General features: G+C 69.6%; 15 protein-coding genes and 1 pseudogene. 6 read left to right on the top strand and 10 right to left on the bottom strand.

Annotated features, from left to right (window positions below; all coding sequences use genetic code 11):
• Window positions 1–68 precede the first annotated feature (68 nt).
• From IE269_RS41430 to IE269_RS41440, 3 genes are all read left to right on the top strand, one after another.
• On the top strand, window positions 69–926 hold the full coding sequence (locus tag IE269_RS41430; protein WP_189828537.1) for an alpha/beta fold hydrolase: 858 nt from the start codon (window positions 69–71) through the stop codon (window positions 924–926).
• A 279-nt stretch (window positions 927–1,205) separates the two neighbouring features.
• Window positions 1,206–1,895 (top strand): DsbA family oxidoreductase, encoded by a 690-nt coding sequence (locus IE269_RS41435; RefSeq protein WP_189828538.1) that lies wholly within the window; start codon window positions 1,206–1,208, stop codon window positions 1,893–1,895.
• A gap of 755 nt (window positions 1,896–2,650) precedes the next feature.
• On the top strand, window positions 2,651–3,640 hold the full coding sequence (locus IE269_RS41440; RefSeq protein WP_189828539.1) for a DMT family transporter: 990 nt from the start codon (window positions 2,651–2,653) through the stop codon (window positions 3,638–3,640).
• A gap of 1,631 nt (window positions 3,641–5,271) precedes the next feature.
• Here the strand turns inward: IE269_RS41440 and IE269_RS41450 are convergent.
• The 6 genes and pseudogenes from IE269_RS41450 to IE269_RS41475 all read right to left on the bottom strand — a co-directional run.
• Window positions 5,272–5,646: pseudogene (locus IE269_RS41450) on the bottom strand (transaldolase family protein); the annotation flags it as partial.
• A 194-nt stretch (window positions 5,647–5,840) separates the two neighbouring features.
• Window positions 5,841–6,524, bottom strand: coding sequence for a DsbA family oxidoreductase (locus IE269_RS41455; protein WP_189828540.1), 684 nt, complete (start codon window positions 6,522–6,524; stop codon window positions 5,841–5,843).
• Between the two features lie 278 nt (window positions 6,525–6,802).
• Entirely contained in the window at window positions 6,803–7,303 is a 501-nt protein-coding gene (locus tag IE269_RS41460) for an OsmC family protein (RefSeq protein WP_189828541.1), read from the bottom strand.
• Between the two features lie 114 nt (window positions 7,304–7,417).
• On the bottom strand, window positions 7,418–7,993 hold the full coding sequence (locus IE269_RS41465; RefSeq protein ID WP_189828542.1) for an NADPH-dependent FMN reductase: 576 nt from the start codon (window positions 7,991–7,993) through the stop codon (window positions 7,418–7,420).
• 154 nt (window positions 7,994–8,147) lie between these two features.
• Complete coding sequence (locus IE269_RS41470) at window positions 8,148–9,605, bottom strand: benzaldehyde dehydrogenase (RefSeq protein ID WP_189828543.1); 1,458 nt, start codon at window positions 9,603–9,605, stop codon at window positions 8,148–8,150.
• A 155-nt stretch (window positions 9,606–9,760) separates the two neighbouring features.
• On the bottom strand, window positions 9,761–10,597 hold the full coding sequence (locus IE269_RS41475; protein WP_189828544.1) for an alpha/beta fold hydrolase: 837 nt from the start codon (window positions 10,595–10,597) through the stop codon (window positions 9,761–9,763).
• A gap of 1,090 nt (window positions 10,598–11,687) precedes the next feature.
• Between IE269_RS41475 and IE269_RS41480 the strand changes: the two genes are divergently transcribed.
• Window positions 11,688–12,401 carry a TetR/AcrR family transcriptional regulator gene (locus IE269_RS41480; protein WP_229898463.1) on the top strand — a complete coding sequence of 238 codons (714 nt, stop codon included), beginning with the start codon at window positions 11,688–11,690 and terminating at the stop codon, window positions 12,399–12,401.
• Window positions 12,402–12,569: 168 nt separating this feature from the next.
• Here the strand turns inward: IE269_RS41480 and IE269_RS41485 are convergent, their stop codons facing one another.
• The 4 genes from IE269_RS41485 to IE269_RS41500 form a co-directional block, all read right to left on the bottom strand.
• Window positions 12,570–13,277: a TetR/AcrR family transcriptional regulator gene (locus tag IE269_RS41485; RefSeq protein ID WP_189828545.1), complete on the bottom strand. Its 708-nt coding sequence runs from the start codon at window positions 13,275–13,277 to the stop codon at window positions 12,570–12,572.
• Between the two features lie 107 nt (window positions 13,278–13,384).
• Complete coding sequence (locus IE269_RS41490; protein WP_308437003.1) at window positions 13,385–15,613, bottom strand: FUSC family protein; 2,229 nt, start codon at window positions 15,611–15,613, stop codon at window positions 13,385–13,387.
• Between the two features lie 115 nt (window positions 15,614–15,728).
• On the bottom strand, window positions 15,729–16,358 hold the full coding sequence (locus tag IE269_RS43620; protein ID WP_229898462.1) for a cysteine hydrolase family protein: 630 nt from the start codon (window positions 16,356–16,358) through the stop codon (window positions 15,729–15,731).
• A gap of 1,264 nt (window positions 16,359–17,622) precedes the next feature.
• Window positions 17,623–18,504, bottom strand: coding sequence for a competence protein CoiA family protein (locus IE269_RS41500; RefSeq protein WP_189828548.1), 882 nt, complete (start codon window positions 18,502–18,504; stop codon window positions 17,623–17,625).
• 571 nt (window positions 18,505–19,075) lie between these two features.
• On the opposite strand from IE269_RS41500, the gene IE269_RS41505 reads away from it, so the two are divergent.
• Together IE269_RS41505 and IE269_RS41510 are read left to right on the top strand one after the other, a co-directional pair.
• The gene (locus IE269_RS41505; protein ID WP_189828549.1) at window positions 19,076–20,044 is read left to right on the top strand and encodes an IS110 family RNA-guided transposase; all 969 of its coding nucleotides are present in this window, start codon (window positions 19,076–19,078) and stop codon (window positions 20,042–20,044) included.
• A gap of 92 nt (window positions 20,045–20,136) precedes the next feature.
• A partial coding sequence (locus tag IE269_RS41510) for a transposase (RefSeq protein WP_189828550.1) occupies window positions 20,137–20,413 on the top strand: 277 nt, incomplete at its 3' end.

Consider the following 20,413-nt stretch of genomic DNA (forward strand, 5'->3'; position numbering starts at 1 on the left):
ACCCAAATCCGCACCGTCCGCGGGCCATCGTGTGGCCATCCGTCGCACCGTACCTGCTAAGGAATTCCATGTCCGTCCTGAAGAACAGCGTCCGTATGACGCTGGTGAGCGCCGCGGCCCTCACCGTCGTCGCTTCCATCGCCTCCGCGACGCCCTCGACCACCTCGACCACCACCGTGGCCCTGAGCGCCGGGGATCGACACAAGCCCTCGGCGAAGCCGACAGTGGTGCTGGTGCACGGGGCGTTCGCAGATGCGTCGGGCTGGAATGACACGGCCCAGCAGCTCCGGCACCGGGGTTTCGCCGTCCAGGCGGTGGCCAATCCGTTGCGTGGTCTCGACTACGACTCGGCCTACCTGACGGCCCAGTTGAAGGGCGTCAAGGGGCCGAAGATCCTGGTCGGCCACTCTTACGGGGGCGCGGTCATCACCAATGCGGCCGCCGGGGTGCCGGAGGTGAAGGCCCTCGTCTACATCGCGGCGTTCGCCCCCGACCGGGGTGAGGCGCTGGGCGGGCTGCTTGAGCAGCACGCCGATCCCACGGTTCCGCAACTGCCTCAGCAGGCTTTCCAGTTCACCCGTCCCGACGGGAGCGCCCGGTGGGAGATCTCGCTCGACCCGGCGAAGTTCCGCGCCGCGTTCGCGGCCGACGTACGCCGCGACGTCGCGGGCCGGATGGCCGCCGCCCAGCGCCCCGTGGCCGCAGAGGCGTTCGGCCAGCCCGCCAAGCACGCCGCCTGGAAGACCGTGCCCTCCTGGGCGCTGGTGGCACGGCAGGACCGGGCCATCGCCCCCAGCCTGGAACGCTTCATGGCCAAGCGCGCGGGCGCCCACGTCACCGAGGTCAACAGCTCGCACGCCGTCATGGTCAGTCGTCCCGACGCGGTCACGGACGTCATCAACCAGGCGTACCGGGCCACCCGCTGACCCCTGCCGTGCGGCCGGCATCCGCGCCCGGCCGCACGGCTACTCCGGCAACCCTGCCGGAGCGCAGGTGTCGGGATCAGGAACAAGGGGCTCCTGGTGAACGCGCACAGCCGACACCTTGCCCCTCCCCGTGTCCCGGCCCAGGACGCCTTGGCTTCACGGACTCGAAGTGTCGATGGCAGAGATCCCTGCGCTGAGGCAGTCGCCGATGTCCCACCGGGCGCTGCCCGCCGCCGTGGCCCGCACACGAGACAAGAACCCGACGGAAGAGCTACCAGCATGAGAGTGGAAGTATTCAGCGACATCGCCTGCCCCTGGTGTTACGTGGGGCAGGTCCGTTTCGAGCGCGCGCTGAGTGAGTACGCCGGGATGCACGGGACGACGGTGCTGCACTGTCCCTACCAGCTCAACCCCGGCCTGCCGGAGGAGCCCCAGCCTTTGCTCGACTACTACGTCCACCGCTACGGGACCGCCTTCCGGGACAGACAGGCGGCCGTTGCCGACGTGGCTTCGACGGAGGGCCTCAAGCTCCACCTGCAACGGGCTCTGGCCGTGAACACCTTTACCGCACACAGACTCCTGTGGCTGGCGGAGCACGAATACGGCGCGGCCACCCAGCGCGACGTGAAACACGCGCTCATGCGCACCTACCTCACCGACGGCGGCGACACGGCGGACCGGGAGACACTGGCCGCACTCGCCGCCCAGGCGGGAATGGACCGTGACCGCGTGCGGACCGCTCTCGCCGGTGACACCGGCGCGGCCGAGGTGCGAGAGGGGCTGCGGCTCGCTCAGGACCTGGGCATCCGGTCCGTACCGACGTTCGTCTTCGACGGCAGGTACATCGCCCAGGGCGCCCAGGACGTCGCCGTGTTCCGCCGCGTTTTGGAACAACTGAGGGCGGAGGGGCAGACCGCCGGGAGCGAGCGCGTCGCTCCGGTGTGCGCGAAGGGCGCTCGTACTGCTTGACGTTCTCCGGGGGTCGTGCCCCTCGGCAGTCGGAAACGCGAACCGGCCGAGAGCCGGTCGAGGCCCCTGCCGGTCGGTGGCGATCTCCGCGCACGACTCGACGGCGCGGACGACGTGCCACCGCACGAAACGTCAGACGGCGTACGACTTGAGCCACACGAACACGACCGACCGGCATGTCAACGCGTGGATGGCGCACGACCTTCACCGCGTAGGTGGCGCCCGACCAGGCGCCCGACGACCGCTGTTCCCCGCATCTACCCGTAACCGGACCCAGGAGGCTCCCGTGCCGAAGAAGACCCGTGCCCAGCGCCCCGATCGCTCTCGCATCGTGACGCGCGCAGTGGTTCTGTTCTCCGTCCTGCCCTATTGGATCGCCCTCCAGCGAGACCACTGGAAGGCCCGCAAGAGCACCAGGTAGTGCTTCGGCCGAGGTGGGACCGAGTGGCCGCACAGGGCCGGTGGGCCACTGCGCGGAGGGGATCCGGTCGGCCGGACGCCGGGGCAGGACGGACCTACCGCCCCTCCTGCCGGTCGGTCTCGTGACCGCCTCAAAGACAACCGGCACTTCCGGCTGCCGGACGCGGACTGTTGAGCCGCTCAACACCCGCCCACGACTGCCGGCACCGGACGCGGCTCCGCGCCACCTGCCGCGGGCCCGACGACGCAGCCGGTGAACAGCGCCGCGTGCGGCAGCGCCCTGACACCGTGACCGACCCCCAGACCTCAGATCAAGACCACGCAACGGAGACACCATGCACCACGAGAACACCCCGGAGGCGAAGGGGAAGGCCGGTGCCGTCGCCGCGGCCCTGGCAACGGCTCTCTCCTTCGGAGGCATGTTCGCCGTGGCCAAGTCGGCCTTCGGCCATCTCGACCCCTTTCACCTCACCCTTGCCCGGTTCCTTCTCGGGTCGGCCGTCTTCGTGATCGCCCTGCTCGTTCGTGAGGGCCTTGCCGCCCTTGGCACCGAAGGAAACCTGCTCGTTCTGTGGGGTCTGGGATCTCTCGGCTTTGCCGCCTTCAACCTTCTGACGTACGTCGGCCTGCAGTCCACACCTGCTCCCACAGCCTCCCTGCTCATGGCGACGATGCCGGCCCTCACGGTGTTCGTCGTGTGGGTCCGCACCGGAACTCGCCCGACCGCCAGCATCCTCGGTCTGGTCCTGCTCGCACTGGTCGGCGTCGCCACCGTCCTCGGCAAGGGAAACCCTCTGGCAGTCCTGACCGGCGGAGTGGGCCCGGGCTCGTTGCTCATACTCCTCGGCGTGGTCGGCTGGGTCGTCTACACCACCAGCGCCGCTTCGTTCCCCGGCTTCTCCGCGCTCCGCTACACAACCGTCACCAGCGTCCTGGGCACTGTCACCATCGGCGCGGCCACTCTCGTCGCGGGTGCGGCGGGCTGGATACCCTCGCCCGGCCCCTCCTCGTACGTGGCGAGCTGGTGGCAGATCCTCTACATGGCGCTTCCGGCCACAGCTGTGGCGATCCTGGCCTTCAACCACGCCACACGCACTCTCGGACCGGGGAATGCCGTGCTGTTCATCAATCTCGTACCGCTCACCGCGTTCACCATCGAGGCGTTCCGTGGGCACCGGCCCGTCATCGGGGAACTCGTCGGCGTCGCCGTCACCCTCGGCGCGGTCATCACCCACAACCTCCACAGCCGCCGCGCCACCCCGCCCCCCTCCGAGCCCACCCCCGCGGCGCGCTCGTCGGCGGCAACGGAGCCGGAAGTGCCGTGAACGCCTCGACCCGGCCCTCCTCGTGTGGCTTCCCTCCTGGCCTCCGCCCGGCCTCGGCCCGGACCCTGGGCCGAGGGGGCATCCCTGACGACTGGCCAACCCGACGCACCACCGTTCCCGATGCTGCCTCCACCACTCGCAACAGCGCTGGTACGAAGGCGAACACCCCACCACAGGGGCAGGCGGTGAGCCGGGGACGGCCGCAACGGCTCGGGCCGGGGAGTGGGCTTGCCGGCCGGCCCGCCCGACGGTGTCAGGAGGCGGTTTCACGCAGGAACGCGGACCATCGTCTTCCCGTCCGCGGCGCTGATCACGACGCCGGCCAACTCCCTGCCCTCGCCGCGGGTGTGCACGGCGTCCGCACGGTGGCCTTCGGCCTGAATGCCGCCGCGGGCACTCAACGTGCCCAGATCGCCGTCGATTTCGACCGTGACGAGATCGTCGCCCCGGGCAGAGATCCGTCCGCCAACACCTACCTGGCCGATCCGGCCGTCCTTCTTGATGCTGAGAGCCGTGGCCTTCAGCTGTGTCTGCACACCCCGCACCAGGCTGAGGCCGGTGCCGCCCGTGGTGGTGAGATCACCGCGGACCTCCAGCCGCGGCAGGTCCCGGCCGATCTGGACGCCTATCGCGCCGTCACCGGTCGTGGAGATGCTGTCGAAGCAGGCACGGCGCATGGATCCGTCGTAGAAGTTGAAGCCGCGCGCGCCGGTGCCGTGCGTGGTGATCGCAGCCCGTACGTCCAACCGGTCCAGATCGCCGAAGTTGACGAAGCCGATGCCGCTCGGCCCGTACGACGTGATGGGGGCGGTCGCCGTCCACGACCGCACCCGGCCCCAGTTGTCGAGCACCATGTCGTTGGCGCCGTGGGTGGTTACCGGGCCGGTGTTGAGCACCTGGTCGATCAGGGCGCCGAAGGCAAGGAAGACACCGCCGCTGATGAGGTCCGGGGTCCCGACGGGAATTTGGCCGTCGGTGTGGATCTCCCGGGTGCGCAGGATCGTGACGCGGGTGAGCCCTCCGGGGCCGCCATCACTGGTGGCACTGTGGCCGCCGACGAAGACGCCGCTGCCACGGATCGGGGAGCCGGGGCTGCCGGCGGTGATGTCCAGCAGCTCTGCGCTGACCTCGGCCCTCGGGTCGGCCTGTTGGTTCCACAGGGTGAACGCCCCTTGGAGTACCTCCACTCCGAAGCCGTGCGGCCGGTCGGTACGCCCGCGCAGATCTGCGGCCTCCACGGTGAGCCCGTCCACGGCCACGTGCCCGGAGCGGACGGCGTCGCGGGCCAGGAGCAGCACTTGTCCCCGGGTGTGTACGCCGTGCAGCGCCAGGGTGCCGAAGTCGGTGACCGAGGTGTCGTTGAGGATGGCCACCTCGTGCTCAGGGGCACGGATCGTCACGTTCTCAAGGAGGTTGTCCCGGGTCAGGCGCAGCCCTTTGGCGCCGAACTCCAGGGTGCCACCGCGCAGTCGCACCCCCGATGCGAGCGTGAGCATGGGCATGCCGCTGATCGCGCCGTCCACTTCGATGGCGGGCACCCCCTCCTGCACCGCTCGGACCAGTTCGGCAGCGGTCACAACGCGCCGCCACCGTACGGTGTGGGACCCGGGAAGAGGGGGCCGGGCCGACGTTGCCTCGGTGACCGTGACGGTGGTGTCGTGTGCGAGGCGCGGGTCGACCTCGATGGAGGCGCAGCCGTTCTGACCGCCGGTGGTTTCGACGACGGGGCGCAGGATGTCGGCAGCGTCGCGGACGTCCGCCGTGGTGATCATGCGGAGAGCTTCGTCCGCGGTGACTCCGTGAGCGGCGAGGTCGCGCAACTGGTGGTCGCTGCCGTCGCCCCGCGCGATGGCGTTCTGGAAGACGGACGGGTTCGTTGTGACGCCCGCGACGTAGCAGCGACTGACGAGGTGGGCCAGGGAGCCGGACGTGACGGGCGGGCGGGACAAGTCGTCCAGCTCGACCGAGACGGCTTCGTCGGGGAGACGTTCGAGTGGGTCTGTCATGAATTACAGCTCCTGGTGGGGCCCGCTGCCAGGCAGCCGGCCGAGGGTTGGCGGCGAGTGGGGGGGGAAAGCGAGCTCCTCGGTCCCACTGCGGGGCGGGCACCTGGTGCCCTGAAGCAATCGCCTTCCGGAGCTCATGGGTCCGGTGACTCTCGGGAGCGGACTCTGCGGGCAGGAGCGGGGAGCCGGGGCCTTCAGGCCGAGCAGCTGTCGCCCGAGCAGGTGTCGGCACCGGGCGTGGAAGGCGCGCTCCGGGCGGCGGCCCCTTCCAGCACTCGCTGGAAGGTGGCGGTGTCCTGGGCGCCCCGGACGGCGAGGCGGCTGTCGAACACGAACGTCGGCACCGCCCGGACACCGAGCTGATCGGCCTGCCGCATTGCGGTCTTCACCTCGGCGATGCCGGTGCCGTCGGCGAGGGCGGCCCGCACCCGGTCGGGGTCCATGCCGGCCTGCTGGGCGAGGGCGACGAGGGTGTCCGGATCGGCGACGTTGCCGCCGTCGGTGAGGCAGGTGCGCATGAGCGCGTGCTTCACCGCGTGCTGGTCACCCCCGTCCTCGTCGCGTCCGGCCAGCCACAACAGCTGGTGCGCGGGGAGGGTGTTGACCGCGAGCGCCCGTTCCAGATCGAGGGTGAGCCCGTCCTCCCTGGCCACGCCGACAACCTTGACGTGGTCATCACGGAAAGTGACGCCGCCTCTGGCGAGGTAGTAGTCGAGCAGTGGTTGTGGCTCGTAGGGCAGCGCGGGGTTGAGCTGGTACGGCCGATGGAACACCTGGACGTCCCGTCGGCCGGGAAACGTTGTCAGGGCCTGCTCGAAGCGGACTTGGCCGACATAGCACCAAGGGCAGGCGATGTCGCTGTAGATGTCCACCTTCATGCGGTGGCCTCCTTCATCGTTCAGGGGATCGGACCGTCAAGACACCGCGGGGGAGGAGGTGTCTCCTCGACGCAGCCCGGACCGGATGCCGCGGGCACTGCCGCACCGAATCCGTCCTGCTCCGTTCCGGAGCGGCGCGGTGAGGGGCCAGGAGGATGAGGGGCCAGGAGTCGGAACCTCGCCCGCGCGCCCCGGGGCACGCGCCGGGCCGCACGTCGCCATGGCCGCCGGGGCGGCCCGGATGTCCGCCGTGCAGGTGGGCGCCGCAGCGGTCTCCCTCACACCTGTACCGGGACCGGGGTGGTGCTGATGAGCGCACCCGCGGTGAGGGTGCGGTGCACCGGGCACTTTTCGGCGATCTCCATCAGCCGGCGGTGCTGGTCGGCGTCGAGTGCGCCGTCGAGACGGATCTCCCGGGTGATCTGGGAGACCAGTCCGTTCCCGCTCGGGCTTCCGGCACGGTCCGCTGCGTGGACGCGCCGGTGGCGCAGTGAGACGGTGACTTTCTCCAGGGGCCAGCCCTTGCGATCGGCGTACATGCGAACGGTCATGGAGGTGCAGGAGCCCAGGGCGGCCAGCAGCAGGTCGTAGGGGCCCGGTCCGGTGCCCGTGCCCTCCGGCTCCGGTTCGTCCGCGGCCAGGAGATGGTGGCCGGCTCTCACCTGCTGGCCGTAGGGCCCGACCCCGTTCTCGCTGACCACGACGAGCCCGGCCTCTTCTGCCCCTGGGGCCTGTGCTGCGGTGTCCGGCTGCTGGGCGGTGGTGTGCGGTGTGGACATGTCGGGTCTCCTGAGTGCAAGCGGTGAGGGCGAGTTGGAGTGGTGCCACCCGGCGTCGGACCTGCGCGTGCAGGGCGTTGGCCGGGTGCGGGTGCGGAGGTTGGCAGGGCTGTGTCAGGCGGTGCGGGCGGGGGAGTGGCGCTGGGTCAGGACGACCAGTTCGGCCAGCAGCGCGCGCAGCAGGCTCTCGGTGACGGGGTCACCGCTGAAGGCGCCGTCGGCGTCGAAGCGCCGGTGGGACTGGAACACGGTGACCTCCGGGTGGGCCACGACCGGGGTCTCGATGCGGTGCAGGATCTGCCGCAGGACCAGTTGGCCTCGGGCGGTGCCGAATTGGGAGGGCGATGCGCCGAGTACGGCAACGGGCTTGTGACGCAGGGCGTGACGGCCGGTGGGGCGCGAGAGCCAGTCGAGGGCGTTCATCAGCACGCCGGGGATGGCGGAGTTGTATTCGGGCGTGGCGATGATGACACCGTCCGCCTCCCGCACGTGGCGGCGCAGATTCGCTACGGCTGCCGGCTCGGGGCCGCCTTCAAGGCGCTGGTCGAAGAAGGGCAGTGTGCCCAGCCCCGAGTAGAGGTCGATGGTGACGCCGTCAGGGGCGAGGCTCTGCATGGCGCGCAGCAGACCGGTGTTGTGAGAAGAACGACGCAGGCTGCCGGAGATGGCGAGGAAGGTCAGGTCGGACATCGCGGAAGGCCCTTCGGGGAATGCAGGGGCGGGGCTGGAGGGCAGGTGGGCCGGTCCCGCACCAGGGGTGGTGCGGGACCGGCCGCGTACGGCGGTCATGGCGGCGCACGCCCGCAGGGCAGCGGGGCACGCGCAGGGGCCGACGTGCGCCGGGTTACATCGGGTAGACCGGCTGGGAACCGCGAACGGTGATCCAGCGGGTCTCGGTGAAGGCGTCGATGTTGGCCTCGCCGCCGAATCGGGCACCGGTGCCCGACCAGCCGACGCCGCCGAAGGGGATGAGGGCGTCGTCATTGATGGTCTGGTCGTTGATGTGCACCAGACCGCTCGGGATGCGCTCGGCCAGCTCCAGGCCCGTCATCACGTTGCCGGTGAGGATGCCCAGCGAGAGGCCGTACTCGTCGTCGGCGGCCAGCCGCGCGGCCTCGTCCAGGGTGGCGAACGTACGGACGGGCACCACGGGGCCGAAGACTTCCTCCGCGTAGGCGGGGGCGTCGTCGGGAACATCGACGAGGACGGTGGGGCGGTAGAAGAGGTTGTCGTAGGTGCCGCCGGCCAGCAGACGGGCACCGGCGGCGATGCTGGCGGTGACCTGGGCGTGGATGGTGTCACGCTGGTGGGCGTTGATGAGGGGGCCGAGGTCGACGTCTCCGGTGGCGGGGTCGCCGACGGTGAGCTGCTCGGCCTTCGCGGCCAGCCGCGCGGTGAACTCCTCGGCGATGTCGGCGTGGACCAGGATGCGTCCGGTGGCCATGCAGACCTGGCCCTGGTTGAAGAAGGAGCCCCAGGCGACCGTGGATATGGCACGGTCCAGGTCGGCGTCGGGGAGCACGATCATCGGGTTGTTGCCGCCCAGTTCGAGGTGGGCGCGCTTGACGTTGCGGGCAGCCGCCTCGCCGACCTTGCGGCCGGCCCCGGTGGATCCGGTGAAGGAGATGACGCGTACGTGCGGATCGTCGACCAGCGCCGCACCTGCCTCGGCGCCGCCAGGTACCAGGCTGAGCACACCCGTCGGCAGGCCCGCTTCCTCGAAGATCCGCATGATGGTGACACCGCCGCTGACAGCGGTACGCGGGTCCGGCTTGAGGACCACGGCGTTTCCGAGAGCCAGGGCCGGAGCGACGGACCGGATCGCCAGGATCAGGGGCACGTTGAACGGTGAGATGACGCCGACGACACCGGCGGGCATCCGGCGGGTCATGCTCAGGCGCGGCTCGGCGGAAGGCATGACCTGCCCGATCGGGTGCGAGCACAGCACGGCCGCCTCGAAGCACTCCTGCTCGGCCTGGTCCGTTTCGAAGACGGCCCTGGCGCGGGTGCTGCCGCTTTCGCGGATCAGCCAGTCCTGGATCTCCGGTGCGGCAGCGGCGAACAGTTCACCGGCCCGCCGCAGGATGGCGGCACGCTCGGTGTGCGGGGTGGCGGCCCAGGCGCGCTGGGCATCGGCGGCGCGGGAGGCGGCGCGGGTGATGTCGCCCGCGTCGGCCGATCCGACGTGCTCCAGGGTTTCACCGGTCGACGGGTTGACGACGGCGGACTTGCCGCCGGAGGCGTCCTGCCATCCGCCGATGTTGATCTTTCCGGACCAGGTGAGAGGGTCGAACAGGGACATGGGTTCCTCGGACTTTCTCGGACGTTCTCGGTCCGCGACAGCGCGGACAGGGGGATTCGGACGGGCTGGGGGAGGGCCTGCCGCGCGGCCCGGGGGTACCGCCATGCGGGCGCCGTCCGCGCGATTGGCAGGGGGCTACCGCGCGGAGACCGGGGTCAACGGGTCGCGCGGTACGCCTGGTTGATCACGTCGGCGACGACGTGCGGGTGGCTGACCATGACGGCGTGGGAGCTGTTGACCTCGGTGATGTGGGCGTCGGCGCGCTTGGCCATGAACCGCTCCAGGCTCGGGGCGATGGCGTGGTCCTTCGTGGCGACCAGAGCCCAGGACGGGATGGTCTTCCAGGCGGCCTGCTTGGTCGGCTGGCCGAAGGCTTCGGCTGCGACGGGGCGCTGGGAGGCGGCCATGAAGGTGGCCGTCCTGGCGTGCACATCGGCGGCGAACGCGTCGGCGAACTTGGCCGGGTCGAGCATGACTTCGGTCCCGGTGGTGCCGTCGGGCCGGGTGAACTGGAAGGCCTGCTGCGGCAACGGCGGCACGGAGGCGTCGGGGTGCTCCTCCAGCAGGCCGCCGAGGGTCTCGCCCTGGTCGGGAGCGAACGCGGCGACGTAGACGAGCGCCTTGACGTCGGGTATGTCGGCGGCGGCATTGGTGATCACGGCGCCGCCGTAGGAGTGGCCGACCAGGATCTTGGGCCCCTTGATGCCCTTGAGCAGGCCCTCCAGATAGGCCGTGTCGTAGTCGAGGCCCCGCAGCGGGTTGGCCACGGTCCGGACCGGGAAGCCCTGGTGCCGCAGCTGGGTGGCGGTGTCGGTCCAGCCCGAGGCGTCGGCGAAGGCCCCGTGAACCAGCACCACCGTCGGCTTGGGCTTTGCGGCGCCCCGCTCCTGCGCGTCGGCGGAAGGCGCCAGGGAGGTGAGGGAGGCGACGACCGCGGCTGCGGCCGTTCCGACGGCTGCGGCGGTACGTCCGGTGTGCTTGTGCGTGCTCATGGGATTCCTTCTTGAATGTGCGGCGAGTGCCGCGGACGGTTCGCCGGGCGCGCCCCCGACGAGGGCGGCGGGCGGCGGCTTTCTGCCGCTTCCGAGTGACGCGCTGTCCGGTGAGGACAACGATGCAACGCGAGTTACATTACAGTCAATAGTCGAAACTTAACTTCAGTATGCGGTGTCGGTTCGGCCGGTCCGGAATCCGACGGGGTGACACGCGAGATCACCTGGCGGATCGCAAAGACCTGCGTCTGGCGGATCGTCACGACCGGTGTCCCGTAGGTGTGTTCACACTCTCCCTGTTGTGCTGAATGCTGACTGAAAGCCCGCTGAACGGATGCGTCGCGGAGAAACTGGAACGGGAGGAACCAGTCGCGTCAACGGTTCACCCATGCGGGGTGCTGAGGGGCCGGTCCGTCGGGGGCGGCACCGGCCGGGCTGATCCTGCCTGCCCGGATCGCGGCCTCGCGTCACACCGAGTCGCAGACCACGCCCGCGCTTGCGGGAAAGCCTCCCCGAAACCGCAACCGAAAGCTGCGACCGGGCCGAGGCGACCACCGTCCGTGCGTCCTCCTTGCGCGGTTGGCGCGCTCGTCCGTGGGATCTGGCCCTGGTCCGCGGAACGCCTGGCGCCGGTCGCCGCCCAGGTGTCGGCGCACCCGTTCAAGTGCTCAGCGAAAGGCTCGTCGCCACGTTTTCTGGGTGCACGGTGAAGCGCATGTCGCCGATGAGCGGGGCTGGCTCCCGGCCGAACTCCGAGACCTCGGAGCGCCAGTGGCGCAAACAGTGCCGCAGTCAGCCAGTCAGCCAGTCAGCCAGTCAGCCAGTCAGCCAGTCGGCCTCGGAGGGAAGGCGGGAGGGAATGAGCAGGGCCATTGGCGCCAGCGGCCGATCAGCCTGTCCGGTGGGTGCGCGAAACGGTCTGAGGCGTGGACGCGGGGCGTGAGGGCCGTCTGATGGAGATGAACGTGCGGCTCGGCTGTGAAGGAGCACGCGACCTATGTAACGTTACAGATAAGCATCCTAACTAAAGAGAGGCCCGGCCCCCGTTGGCCTCCGGGCCCCTAGGTGAAACCGACCAGGAGGAACCGCTGTGAGCAGCAGGAACGAGCCGGCCGTCGGCCGCAAGCGCCAGGCGCAGAGCCGCGTGCGGCCGGACGAGGCAGCGGCGGAACGGCAGTCCGCCCCACATGCGGGCGGCAGGCCCCGGGACCCCGCGATCGAGGAGGCGATCCTCCGGGCCACCCGCAAACGTCTGGCCAGCGACGGCTATTCACGCATGACGATCGGAGACGTCGTCGCGGACGCCGGCGTCACCCGGCCCACTCTCTACCGCCGCTGGCCCGGCAAATACGAACTCACTGTGGACGCCCTCCTCTACGGTCTGCGCGAACAACGCGCGGCGTACCAGCCGATGGCTCTCGACGCCATGACTCCGCTGGAGGCCTTCACCGAAGCGGTCCGCCGCGTCGACCCCCGCTACAGCAATCCGCACGCCATGTCCCTGCACGGCAACTTCATGGCCGAAGCCGAACGCGAACCCGACCTCTTCACCCTGATCCGCGACCACGCCACCAAACCGCGCTGCGACGAGCTCCTGGACACCCTGCGCCATCTCCAGAGCATCGGGGCTGTCCGCCAGGACGTCGACCTGGACGCCGCCGTCACTCTGTGCCTCGGCAGCTACTTCGGCGACTACCTGCTGACCGGCCAGGACACACCCCGCGATCTCGCCGACCGTACCGCCGGTCTTCTGTGGCCCACCCTGCGGGCGGACGACAGCGAACAATCGTCGTCCGACGTGTGAAATGCCGTCTCGTCCAGGGGAGGCCGACAGCACCGTCCCCGGATGGGCGTGATGAACGCTGCCCCGTTCTCGGCAGGGCCGTACAGACGGATCTGTCCGGGCTCACCACCGCACGCTTTGTCCGGCCTGCCGAACGCGGGCGGGCGAAGCGCGTCGCGGTTCACGAGGTCACCGAGGCGAAGAGGGTGCGGCCGGGGCCGCCGCTGCTGGCCCGTCACAGGGCAGGGCGGCGATGGCCGGCCAGAGGGCTCCGGCCACCTGCGTGGCGTGGTCGGCGAGGGGACGGCGACCGGTGCGCAGGTACGTGGCGCAGTAGCTGCCGAGGCACAGGCGGGTGACCGTTTCGAGGTCGGCGTCCTCGCGCACGGCGCCGCTCCGCTGGAGCGAGATGAGCGTCGCGAGGAGCTCCTCAAGGCAAGGCTTCAGGACGTGGTCACGTAGATGTCGCGACAGGTCGGGTTCTCGTTCGGCCTCGCACATGCAGCTGCCGTGGAGGGTCGTCGCGCAGCTGCCGCACTGGTAGAGGCCGAGGCGGCGCACGGCCTCGGTGAATGTCTCGTGCGGCGGCAGGCGGTCCCATCGGAGTGGCGGATGATCCTCTCGCCGCACGCGCAGGACGTACTCGATCGTGTCGAGGACCAGCTCGCGCTTGTTCGCCCACCGCCGGTGGAGTGTGGGGCGGGTGACGCCGGCGTCCGCAGCGACGTCGCCGATCGTCATCGACGAGTAGCCGTCGCTGGCCAGACGTTTGCAGGCGGCCCGGATGATCACCTCTTCGATCGCGGGGTCGCGTGGACGCCTGCTGATCCTGCCGGGTGAAGAGTCGGCAGGAGCCCGCCGCGGTGTGGTGCGCTGTGGTGTCTGATCGGCAACCATCTCGCGTCCTTCTGCCCTGACCGGTAGCGCGGACCGCGGTCGTGCACCTGGCTTCCGCCGGCTCCTGAGCACGGGAACGCCGTGTCCGGGCCCGCTGCCCAACGCGGTTACGGAACGCTGCTCCGTCTGTCCGCCGCTCCGTCCGGCTCTGCGGTCGAGGGTGGTGAGGTGCCGACCGCACCACGGGTGTCGTCCCTGACGGGCACCCCAAGCGTCCGAGCCAGCCTCTGAACGCTCTCGTCCACTCGTTGCAGGTGCCGCAGGATCCTTCGTGTCGCGTTGTCGTCCTCCGGGCGCCCCTCCTCGCCGCCCGCTTCGATCCGGGCGGGAATCCCGGGGCCCCGTGCGAGCGACGGGCCGGTGCCAGGGGCGGCTACCTGGCTGATCAGGGTCGCCAGGTTGCGGTCGATCCGCTGGACCTCCTTCACGAGGCTTGGATCGGCACCGATGCCCAGGCCGGTCGAGGACGGTTCGGCGGTGGCAGCCAGGCTGCGGGTGTGGAAGGCGGCCGTCTCCAGCAGCCCCAGCACACTGAGCGCGGCGCGACGCCGCGACCGCAACGGGCTGATCGGAGTGATCAGCGGCTGCGCCGACAGACGCAGTTTGTCGAGGGCCGAATCCAGCGCACGGGCCGAATCGAGCAGATCCCCGCCGGCCCCACCGGCCAACCGAGCCAGCAATGGGGAGAGCACCGTGCGCAGCCGCTCCAGCACGTCGCCCAGCAACTGGTCCGTACGTTTCCGGGTGCGTACGGGCAGCACGAGCAGAGCGGCAGCCAGCCCGCCCGCGATCCCCAGCGCGGTCTCCTCGATCCGCACCACCAACACGCCAGGGGTGAGGGTGTGGAGCAACGCGTACAGCATGCCGATCATCGTGGTGACGAAGAAGGACATCAGGGTGTAGGACACGGCGATCGTGTAGTACATCCCGAACACGCTGAGGCCCGCCAGGACGAAGGCCAGCCAGGGGGCGTTACCCATCAGGGCGGCGAGGGCGAGCCCGGCGACGGCACCCACCACCGTGCCGATCAGGCGCCGGTACCCCCTGACCAGGATCTCGCCCGTGGAGGTGGTGCTGATGAACACTACCCAGCACGTGAACACCGCCCAGTACCAGCGTTCCGGCGACAGCAGTTCGCCGCCGACGACGGCCAGCGCGGATCCGGTCGCGACCTGGAACGCGGTCCTGGTGGTCGGGCGGACACCGGGGACCTGCTGCTTCGGTGCCGTGTCCTTCTCCCCGGAATCCCGGCGCGACCGTGTCCCCTCGTGGTTGTCCCCGGCAGGCGGTGCCTTCTTGTCGGCGGCCGGACACAGGCTGAGCAGGGCGTGGGCGACGTCCCCGGCAGAGCGGAGGACGTCCTGCACCGCAGGGGACGCGTCGGGCAGATGCCTGTCCCTGCGATAGTCGAGCAGCCGATCGCGCTCCTCGTCGGCATTGGCACCCGCCGGCCGTGGAGAACCCGGACCGATGGTCGCGCGCAGCGCCCGCAGCTCCAGGACCAACACGGCCCGCGCCGCCGTTTCACGCGCGTTCAAGGAGGGGCCTGCGGAGCGGGCCCTCCTCAAGTGCCGGGTCGGGGCATCGACGTCGGCGCCGGGCCACAGGACTCGCAGCACGAGGACGGTCAGCCGCTCCACGGCCGTCTCCGCCTCCGCGACGCGGCGCTGGATCGCGGCGGCGGTGCGTCCGTCGGGCGCGGCGGTTGCCAGCCGGTCCTGGATCATCAACGCGTCCGCGTGCAGACGGGCCACGTGCCGACGCAGGCGGTCTGCCGCCCGCTCGGCGCGCGGAGCCTCCGGCCCGCCCTCGGCCAGATCGGTCAACACGTCGAGCACCAGCACCAGCTGGAGCCGGAACGCCCGCTGCAGCCGTGCCAGCGTCTGCTCCGGACGCTGGCGCAGGACGGCGAACCGGACCACCGCCGAGCTGCCGAAGGCCACCAGTACGGCCAGGAACAGCTGCGGCAACTGCTCCACGCGGGTGTTGACGAACTGGGTCACGAAGAAGAGCTGGAAGGAGATGACGCCCAGCGCGGTCGCGCGCGGACCCAGCCGCCGGATGTAGAGGGCGGTGAAGATGACCAGCACGAACACCAGATCCGCCACTGCCCGGTGTGGAGCCAGCGCGCTGCCGACCGCCATGGTCGCAAGTGCCACCGGTGCCCCCATCGCGAGGGTCAGCGCCTGGTCGCGCGGCCTGGGTTCGGTGACCGCGACCGTACTGACCATCGCCGTGAGGGCACCCGTCACCAGGATCGGTACCGGGGCATCCAGCATCGCGATGACGCCGAGCGTCAGCAGCGTCGCGCAGACCGTGCTGAGAGCTGAGAGCAACCGGATCAGCCCGGGGTCTGCTGCGAGGAATCGGTCGTACGTGGTTGCCGACCCCGTTGGTGTTCTTCGGCGCATGCCCAGGCCTGCTCTCCTCAGCGGATCGATGATGAACGGGTCACCCAGCGGGCTTGTCCAGGGAGGCCAGGAATTCGTCGACGCTGACGACGCTGTGGGAGACCATGGTCAGGCCCCGCATCATCGCCTGGTACGTGACCAGGCCGCCGGGGGCGGCTATCGCGTCGGTGAACGCCGTGACGTGATAGCCGCGCTCCATCGCGGTGCGGGCCGTCGATTCCACAGCCATGATTCCGGAGACCCCGGCAATCGCCAGGCGTTCGACGCCGCGCTGCCGCAGTTGGAATTCGAGGTCGGTCTGGTGGAGGACGTCGAGGCCCTTCTGTGGGGCGAGGATCACGTCTCCCGGCTCGGGAGCCAACTCCGGGTGGAATTCGGTGTTCCAGGTGCCCGCCTCGAACATCCGGTTGTCGAACATCTGCCGGTGGATCCCGGAGACGTGCCTCCACGTCGAGTAGTCCTCGTCGGTGAAGGCGGTCGTGGAGTAGAAGACGGGAACGTCCTCGTGCCTCCGCACGCCGGCGACGAGCCTCTTCAAGTGGTCGATCGTGCCCAGGCGTTGGAATTCCGGCGCGTAGATGGAATGGGCCTTGCCGTCCTTCGAGAAGTTTTCGTTGACGAGGTCGACGAGCAGCAGGCCCACTCGGCCGCTTTCGTAGGGAGTTGTCACGGCTGTCCTCCAGTGCAGTAGTCGGCGGCGGCAGGTTCGCGACGCCGAGCTTTCGTTACGTTCAATGACTGTAACGTAAGTGAGGTGGGAGGGCGAGGTCGGCCAGGCCGTTGACTCATCCTCGTCATGTGTGAGCTGCAACAAAGCGAGGCGGCGACCGCGACCGCCCGGCGTGCGACGGGTCGAATCACCTCTGCGACGGGGGCCGACGCCAGCGGTGACAGGGCGGCGGTGGTTGTGTTCCGGCCCAGGGTGCTGGTGAAGGCGCCATGAACCGGTACGGCCGTGGTTCTGGGCATCGTCGAACTGCCTGTCCGTGAAGTGCGTGAGGGGAGATGCGGGCGGGGCGGGGTGCGCGTCGGATTCGTGGAGTCCTTCAGCCCCACGGCCGCCGGGCGATTTTGGTCGGCTCTGATGCTCTCGCAACTGCCCTACCAGGGATATGCGTTGCCGGGGTCGCGGCCGGGGCCCGTGATCCATCCTGTCTGCGCGACTGAACATCGACTGAACGCCCACCGAACGCCCGGCCCGGCGAGAGCTGGTCCCTCATGGCGGCCAGCAGGTCGTGGACGGCCTCTGCTGCCTCGTCGGGTGCAGTGCCGCCTGCCTGAAGGCTGTTGTTCTTCGGAGTCCGATGACCGCGTTCTCGATAGCCGGGGGCGGGGCGACCGCATGACGGAGGTGGACCTGTCGAGATCGGGGCGTGGACGATCCAGGGAAAGGCCCTGTCCAGTACCTCCTGACGGCCATCGCCGTCAGAGTCGAGCGCCTCGGCGGACTGTCACCGGAGAAGACACCCAGGCCCCGTCGGCCAACTGCCTTCCAGGGCTGCCTCTACCGGCATGAGATGTCCCGCCTGAAGTTCTGGCGACCCCCGGGGCGGCTGACCTCGGCACCTCGCACATCCCCGGCACGGCCGAGTGGCGCGCCTGTTGGGCCATGACGCTCGTTTGACGCTCCGGCTCCGGCCGTCCGATGTTCAGGAGCCGGGAACCCCTCCTGACCTGCATGTTCTCCGACGGCTCTGCATCGCACATGAATTCGATGACGCACCACGTAGAGTGCGTCGCGATCCTTGAGCCCGCCGCAAAGTGCCTCCGAGCTGCTGTCGCCGGTGGTGCGGCGTGGGCGTGGGTCGTTGAAGGTGAGGGCTTCTTCGCCGTACCGGCAGGTGCGGTCGAGGGGTTCCATGGTGAAGGTCAGTGAGTGGTCTGGTGCCTCGGACGGTGTTTCGTCGGCGGGTCCGACGAGGGCACGCCATTGGTCACGGTCTTCGGCGGGGCACCCACATGCGGGAGATGGTGTGGGGTTTGTTCTGTGCCGGGATGCGCATGGGCACGTAGGTGCCGTCGGCGCTTGCGGCCACGAGTTCGTCGATCTCGGTCTGGTGTTTCTGCGGGATGCACAGGGCAGGCAGTTCCCAGAGTGCGTGGGCGCGTCCGCATGCTTGCCGGTCGTGTCCCGTGGTGGGGCAGCGGCGTTCACTGAAGCGGCTGCATTTCCAGCGTTTGAGGTGGCGGACGCCGGCGCGGACGAGGAGGGAGTTCCGGGAGGCGATCGCCTGCCAGGGGACGTCACCGACCATGGCCCAGGGGGCCCGGTCGATGAGGGCGGCCCGGTCGCTGTTGGTGACCCAGAGCGGGGTGATGCCGTGGTCGGCGGCGGCTTGGGAGCGGCGGCGGACGGTGCTGGCGGTGATGGGGGTGTACTGGGCTTCCCAGTCGATCCTGCCCGCTGGCCCGGTGACCAGGACATCGGGGCGTATCTTGCCGTCGGGGCTGCGTGCTTCCGTTTGGGCCGCGAGTCCGTGGCGGTGTGCGGCGCGGGCGATGCGTTCCTTCATCGCCTTGTGCTTGTCGCTCTCCTCGGCGGTGGCTTTGGTGCGCACCGGCAGGTGCGCGGCGACGAGGGTGGTCTGTCCGTTGACGGTGCGGCGGCGGATGGACATCCAGGGGGAGCGGTCGTCGTCCTCGGCCTGGCACCGGCCGGTGTCGTGGTGCTGGAGGCATTGCAGGAGTTCGCGGTCGCGCTGGTCCATCGGCTGGGTGATCTCGTCGAGCAGGCCGGGGCGGTCAGGATGCCCCAGGTCCGGATGCGTGAGTTCGATCGTGATGCTGTACCCCGTGTGGAACACACCATTGGCCATGCCGAAGAACCGTAGACCCTACCACTGACAACGGACATACCCCCTGCATCTGCCTCCTGGGCACAAGGCACACCCGCGGGCGCCTTCGGCCTGAGTGATTCCGAGGCCGCGCCTCTTGGGTCGGTCGCGTGCACCGTTCCCTGGCTCGATACGTGCGCGGACGCGCTTGCCGCTGAGCGCGTGCGACCGGGGGCGTACGCGCACCGCGACGCTCCAGCTGGACTGTGCTCCGGGCGGGGCCTGCTGTGTACCGGCTGGGGGAGCGTGGGAAGGATGCCGGGGCACCGTGTTGCAGTGCCGTGCTCTGGCTCCTGACATCTCTGGACCGCAGTGTCCTGACCATCCTGTGTCGTTCACGGCCCGCAACGGTGCGCTTCAATGCCGGTTCGGGCGCGTGTGTCTAGAGCACTGATGTGCGTGACCTTTCTGCACACTGTCACTGGAGACCGCTCGCCCGAGCCCGCGGCGTTACGTCCGTGCTGGGTACCGGGAGAAGGGCGGGCAAACCATCAACGGACCCGAAGCCAGGCAGAGTTCGTGCACGGCCACGAGCGGTGAGGTCGTGCTGGGGGTGGACACACATCGCGACTTCCACGTCGCAGCCGTGCTCTCGACAGCGGGCAAGACCCTGGCTGTCGAGCGCTTTCCCGCCACCACACAGGGATATGAACAACTCCACTCGTGGGCAGCACTGCTGGGCACAATCCGGGGTGCTGGAGTGGAGTGTTCCGGCAATTACGGTGCGGGCCTGTGCCGCCACCTCCTGGCCCAGGGCGTGCTCACCCTCGAAGCCCCGGGCCTCGGACGCGCTGCCCGTCGCGGGAAGGGCAAGACGGACCGCGGGGATGCCGAGGCTGCTGCCCGTGCTGTGCTCAATGGCCGTGCGCGGTCGCCGGTGAAGGCACGCGTCGGCACTGCGGAGATCGCGCGTACCTACCTCGTCGCCAAGGACTCCGCGGTCAAAGCACAGCGGCAGGCCGGCAACCAGCTCAAAGCCCTCTTGGTCACCGCCGATCCAGCCCTGCGCGAACAACTCGCCGGGCTCTCCCGCCGCGTGCTCATCACCACCTGCCTTCATCTGGAAGAAGGCGACGACGCAGCGGACCCTGTAGTGCGCGCGACGCGCTTCACCCTCCGAATCCTGGCCGAGCGGATCGAGCAACTGAGGCTCCAGGCCCACATGCTGGAGCGGCGCCTGGCCGACCTCATCCAGGCTTCCTGCCCTCAGCTCGTCGGCGCGGTGGGGATCGGCCCGCACAGCGCTGCCGTCCTGCTGGCCGCCATGGGCGACAACACCCAACGCCGTCGGAGCGAGGCGTCGTTCGCCGCGCTGTGCGGGGCGAGCCCCGTGGAGTATTCCTCCGGTGCCCGCCTGCATCGCCGACTCAACCGCGGTGGCAACCGGCAGGCGAACGCGGCCCTGTACCGCATCGTCATGACCCGGCTGCGCTGGGACAGGCGGACACAGGAGTACTTCGAGAAACGGACAGCCGAAGGGAAGACCCGCCGGGAGATTATCCGCTGTCTCAGAGGGCGTTAAGTCCCGTTCCTAATGATATGGTGTCGCTCGTTCGTGGGTGATGGGGCGGTTCCGTGCCCATGTCATGTCGTGCGCATGATGAGGTCGCGGGCATGGAACGGATGCCGTACGCAACCGACTTGTCCGACGAGCAGTGGGCGTTGATCGAGCCGCAGGTCACCGCGTGGAAGCAGGAGCGTGTGGCGCGGTCGGCGACCGGGGACCCTGGCTCCTGCGACCTGCGTGAGGTAGTGAACGCGCTGCTCTACCAGAATCGGACGGGCTGTCAGTGGCGGCTCCTGCCACGCGATTTCCCGGCCTGGTCGGCGGTGTTCTACTACTTCACTCTGTGGCGCCAGGACGGTCTTGACCAGCGGATCCAGGAGATCC

The organism is Streptomyces spiroverticillatus (genome assembly GCA_014650415.1).
GTDB classification, from domain to species: domain Bacteria; phylum Actinomycetota; class Actinomycetes; order Streptomycetales; family Streptomycetaceae; genus Streptomyces; species Streptomyces spiroverticillatus.

Bases quoted from the DNA above. Each gene is read 5' to 3' on its own strand.
- IE269_RS41485 (WP_189828545.1), bottom strand. From the start codon at position 13,277: ATGGTTGCCGATCAGACACCACAGCGCACCACACCGCGGCGGGCTCCT.
- IE269_RS41430 (WP_189828537.1), top strand. From the start codon at position 69: ATGTCCGTCCTGAAGAACAGCGTCCGTATGACGCTGGTGAGCGCCGCG.
- IE269_RS41435 (WP_189828538.1), top strand. From the start codon at position 1,206: ATGAGAGTGGAAGTATTCAGCGACATCGCCTGCCCCTGGTGTTACGTG.
- IE269_RS41440 (WP_189828539.1), top strand. From the start codon at position 2,651: ATGCACCACGAGAACACCCCGGAGGCGAAGGGGAAGGCCGGTGCCGTC.
- IE269_RS41470 (WP_189828543.1), bottom strand. From the start codon at position 9,605: ATGTCCCTGTTCGACCCTCTCACCTGGTCCGGAAAGATCAACATCGGC.
- IE269_RS41475 (WP_189828544.1), bottom strand. From the start codon at position 10,597: ATGAGCACGCACAAGCACACCGGACGTACCGCCGCAGCCGTCGGAACG.
- IE269_RS41460 (WP_189828541.1), bottom strand. From the start codon at position 7,303: ATGTCCACACCGCACACCACCGCCCAGCAGCCGGACACCGCAGCACAG.
- IE269_RS41465 (WP_189828542.1), bottom strand. From the start codon at position 7,993: ATGTCCGACCTGACCTTCCTCGCCATCTCCGGCAGCCTGCGTCGTTCT.
- IE269_RS41455 (WP_189828540.1), bottom strand. From the start codon at position 6,524: ATGAAGGTGGACATCTACAGCGACATCGCCTGCCCTTGGTGCTATGTC.
- IE269_RS41500 (WP_189828548.1), bottom strand. From the start codon at position 18,504: ATGGCCAATGGTGTGTTCCACACGGGGTACAGCATCACGATCGAACTC.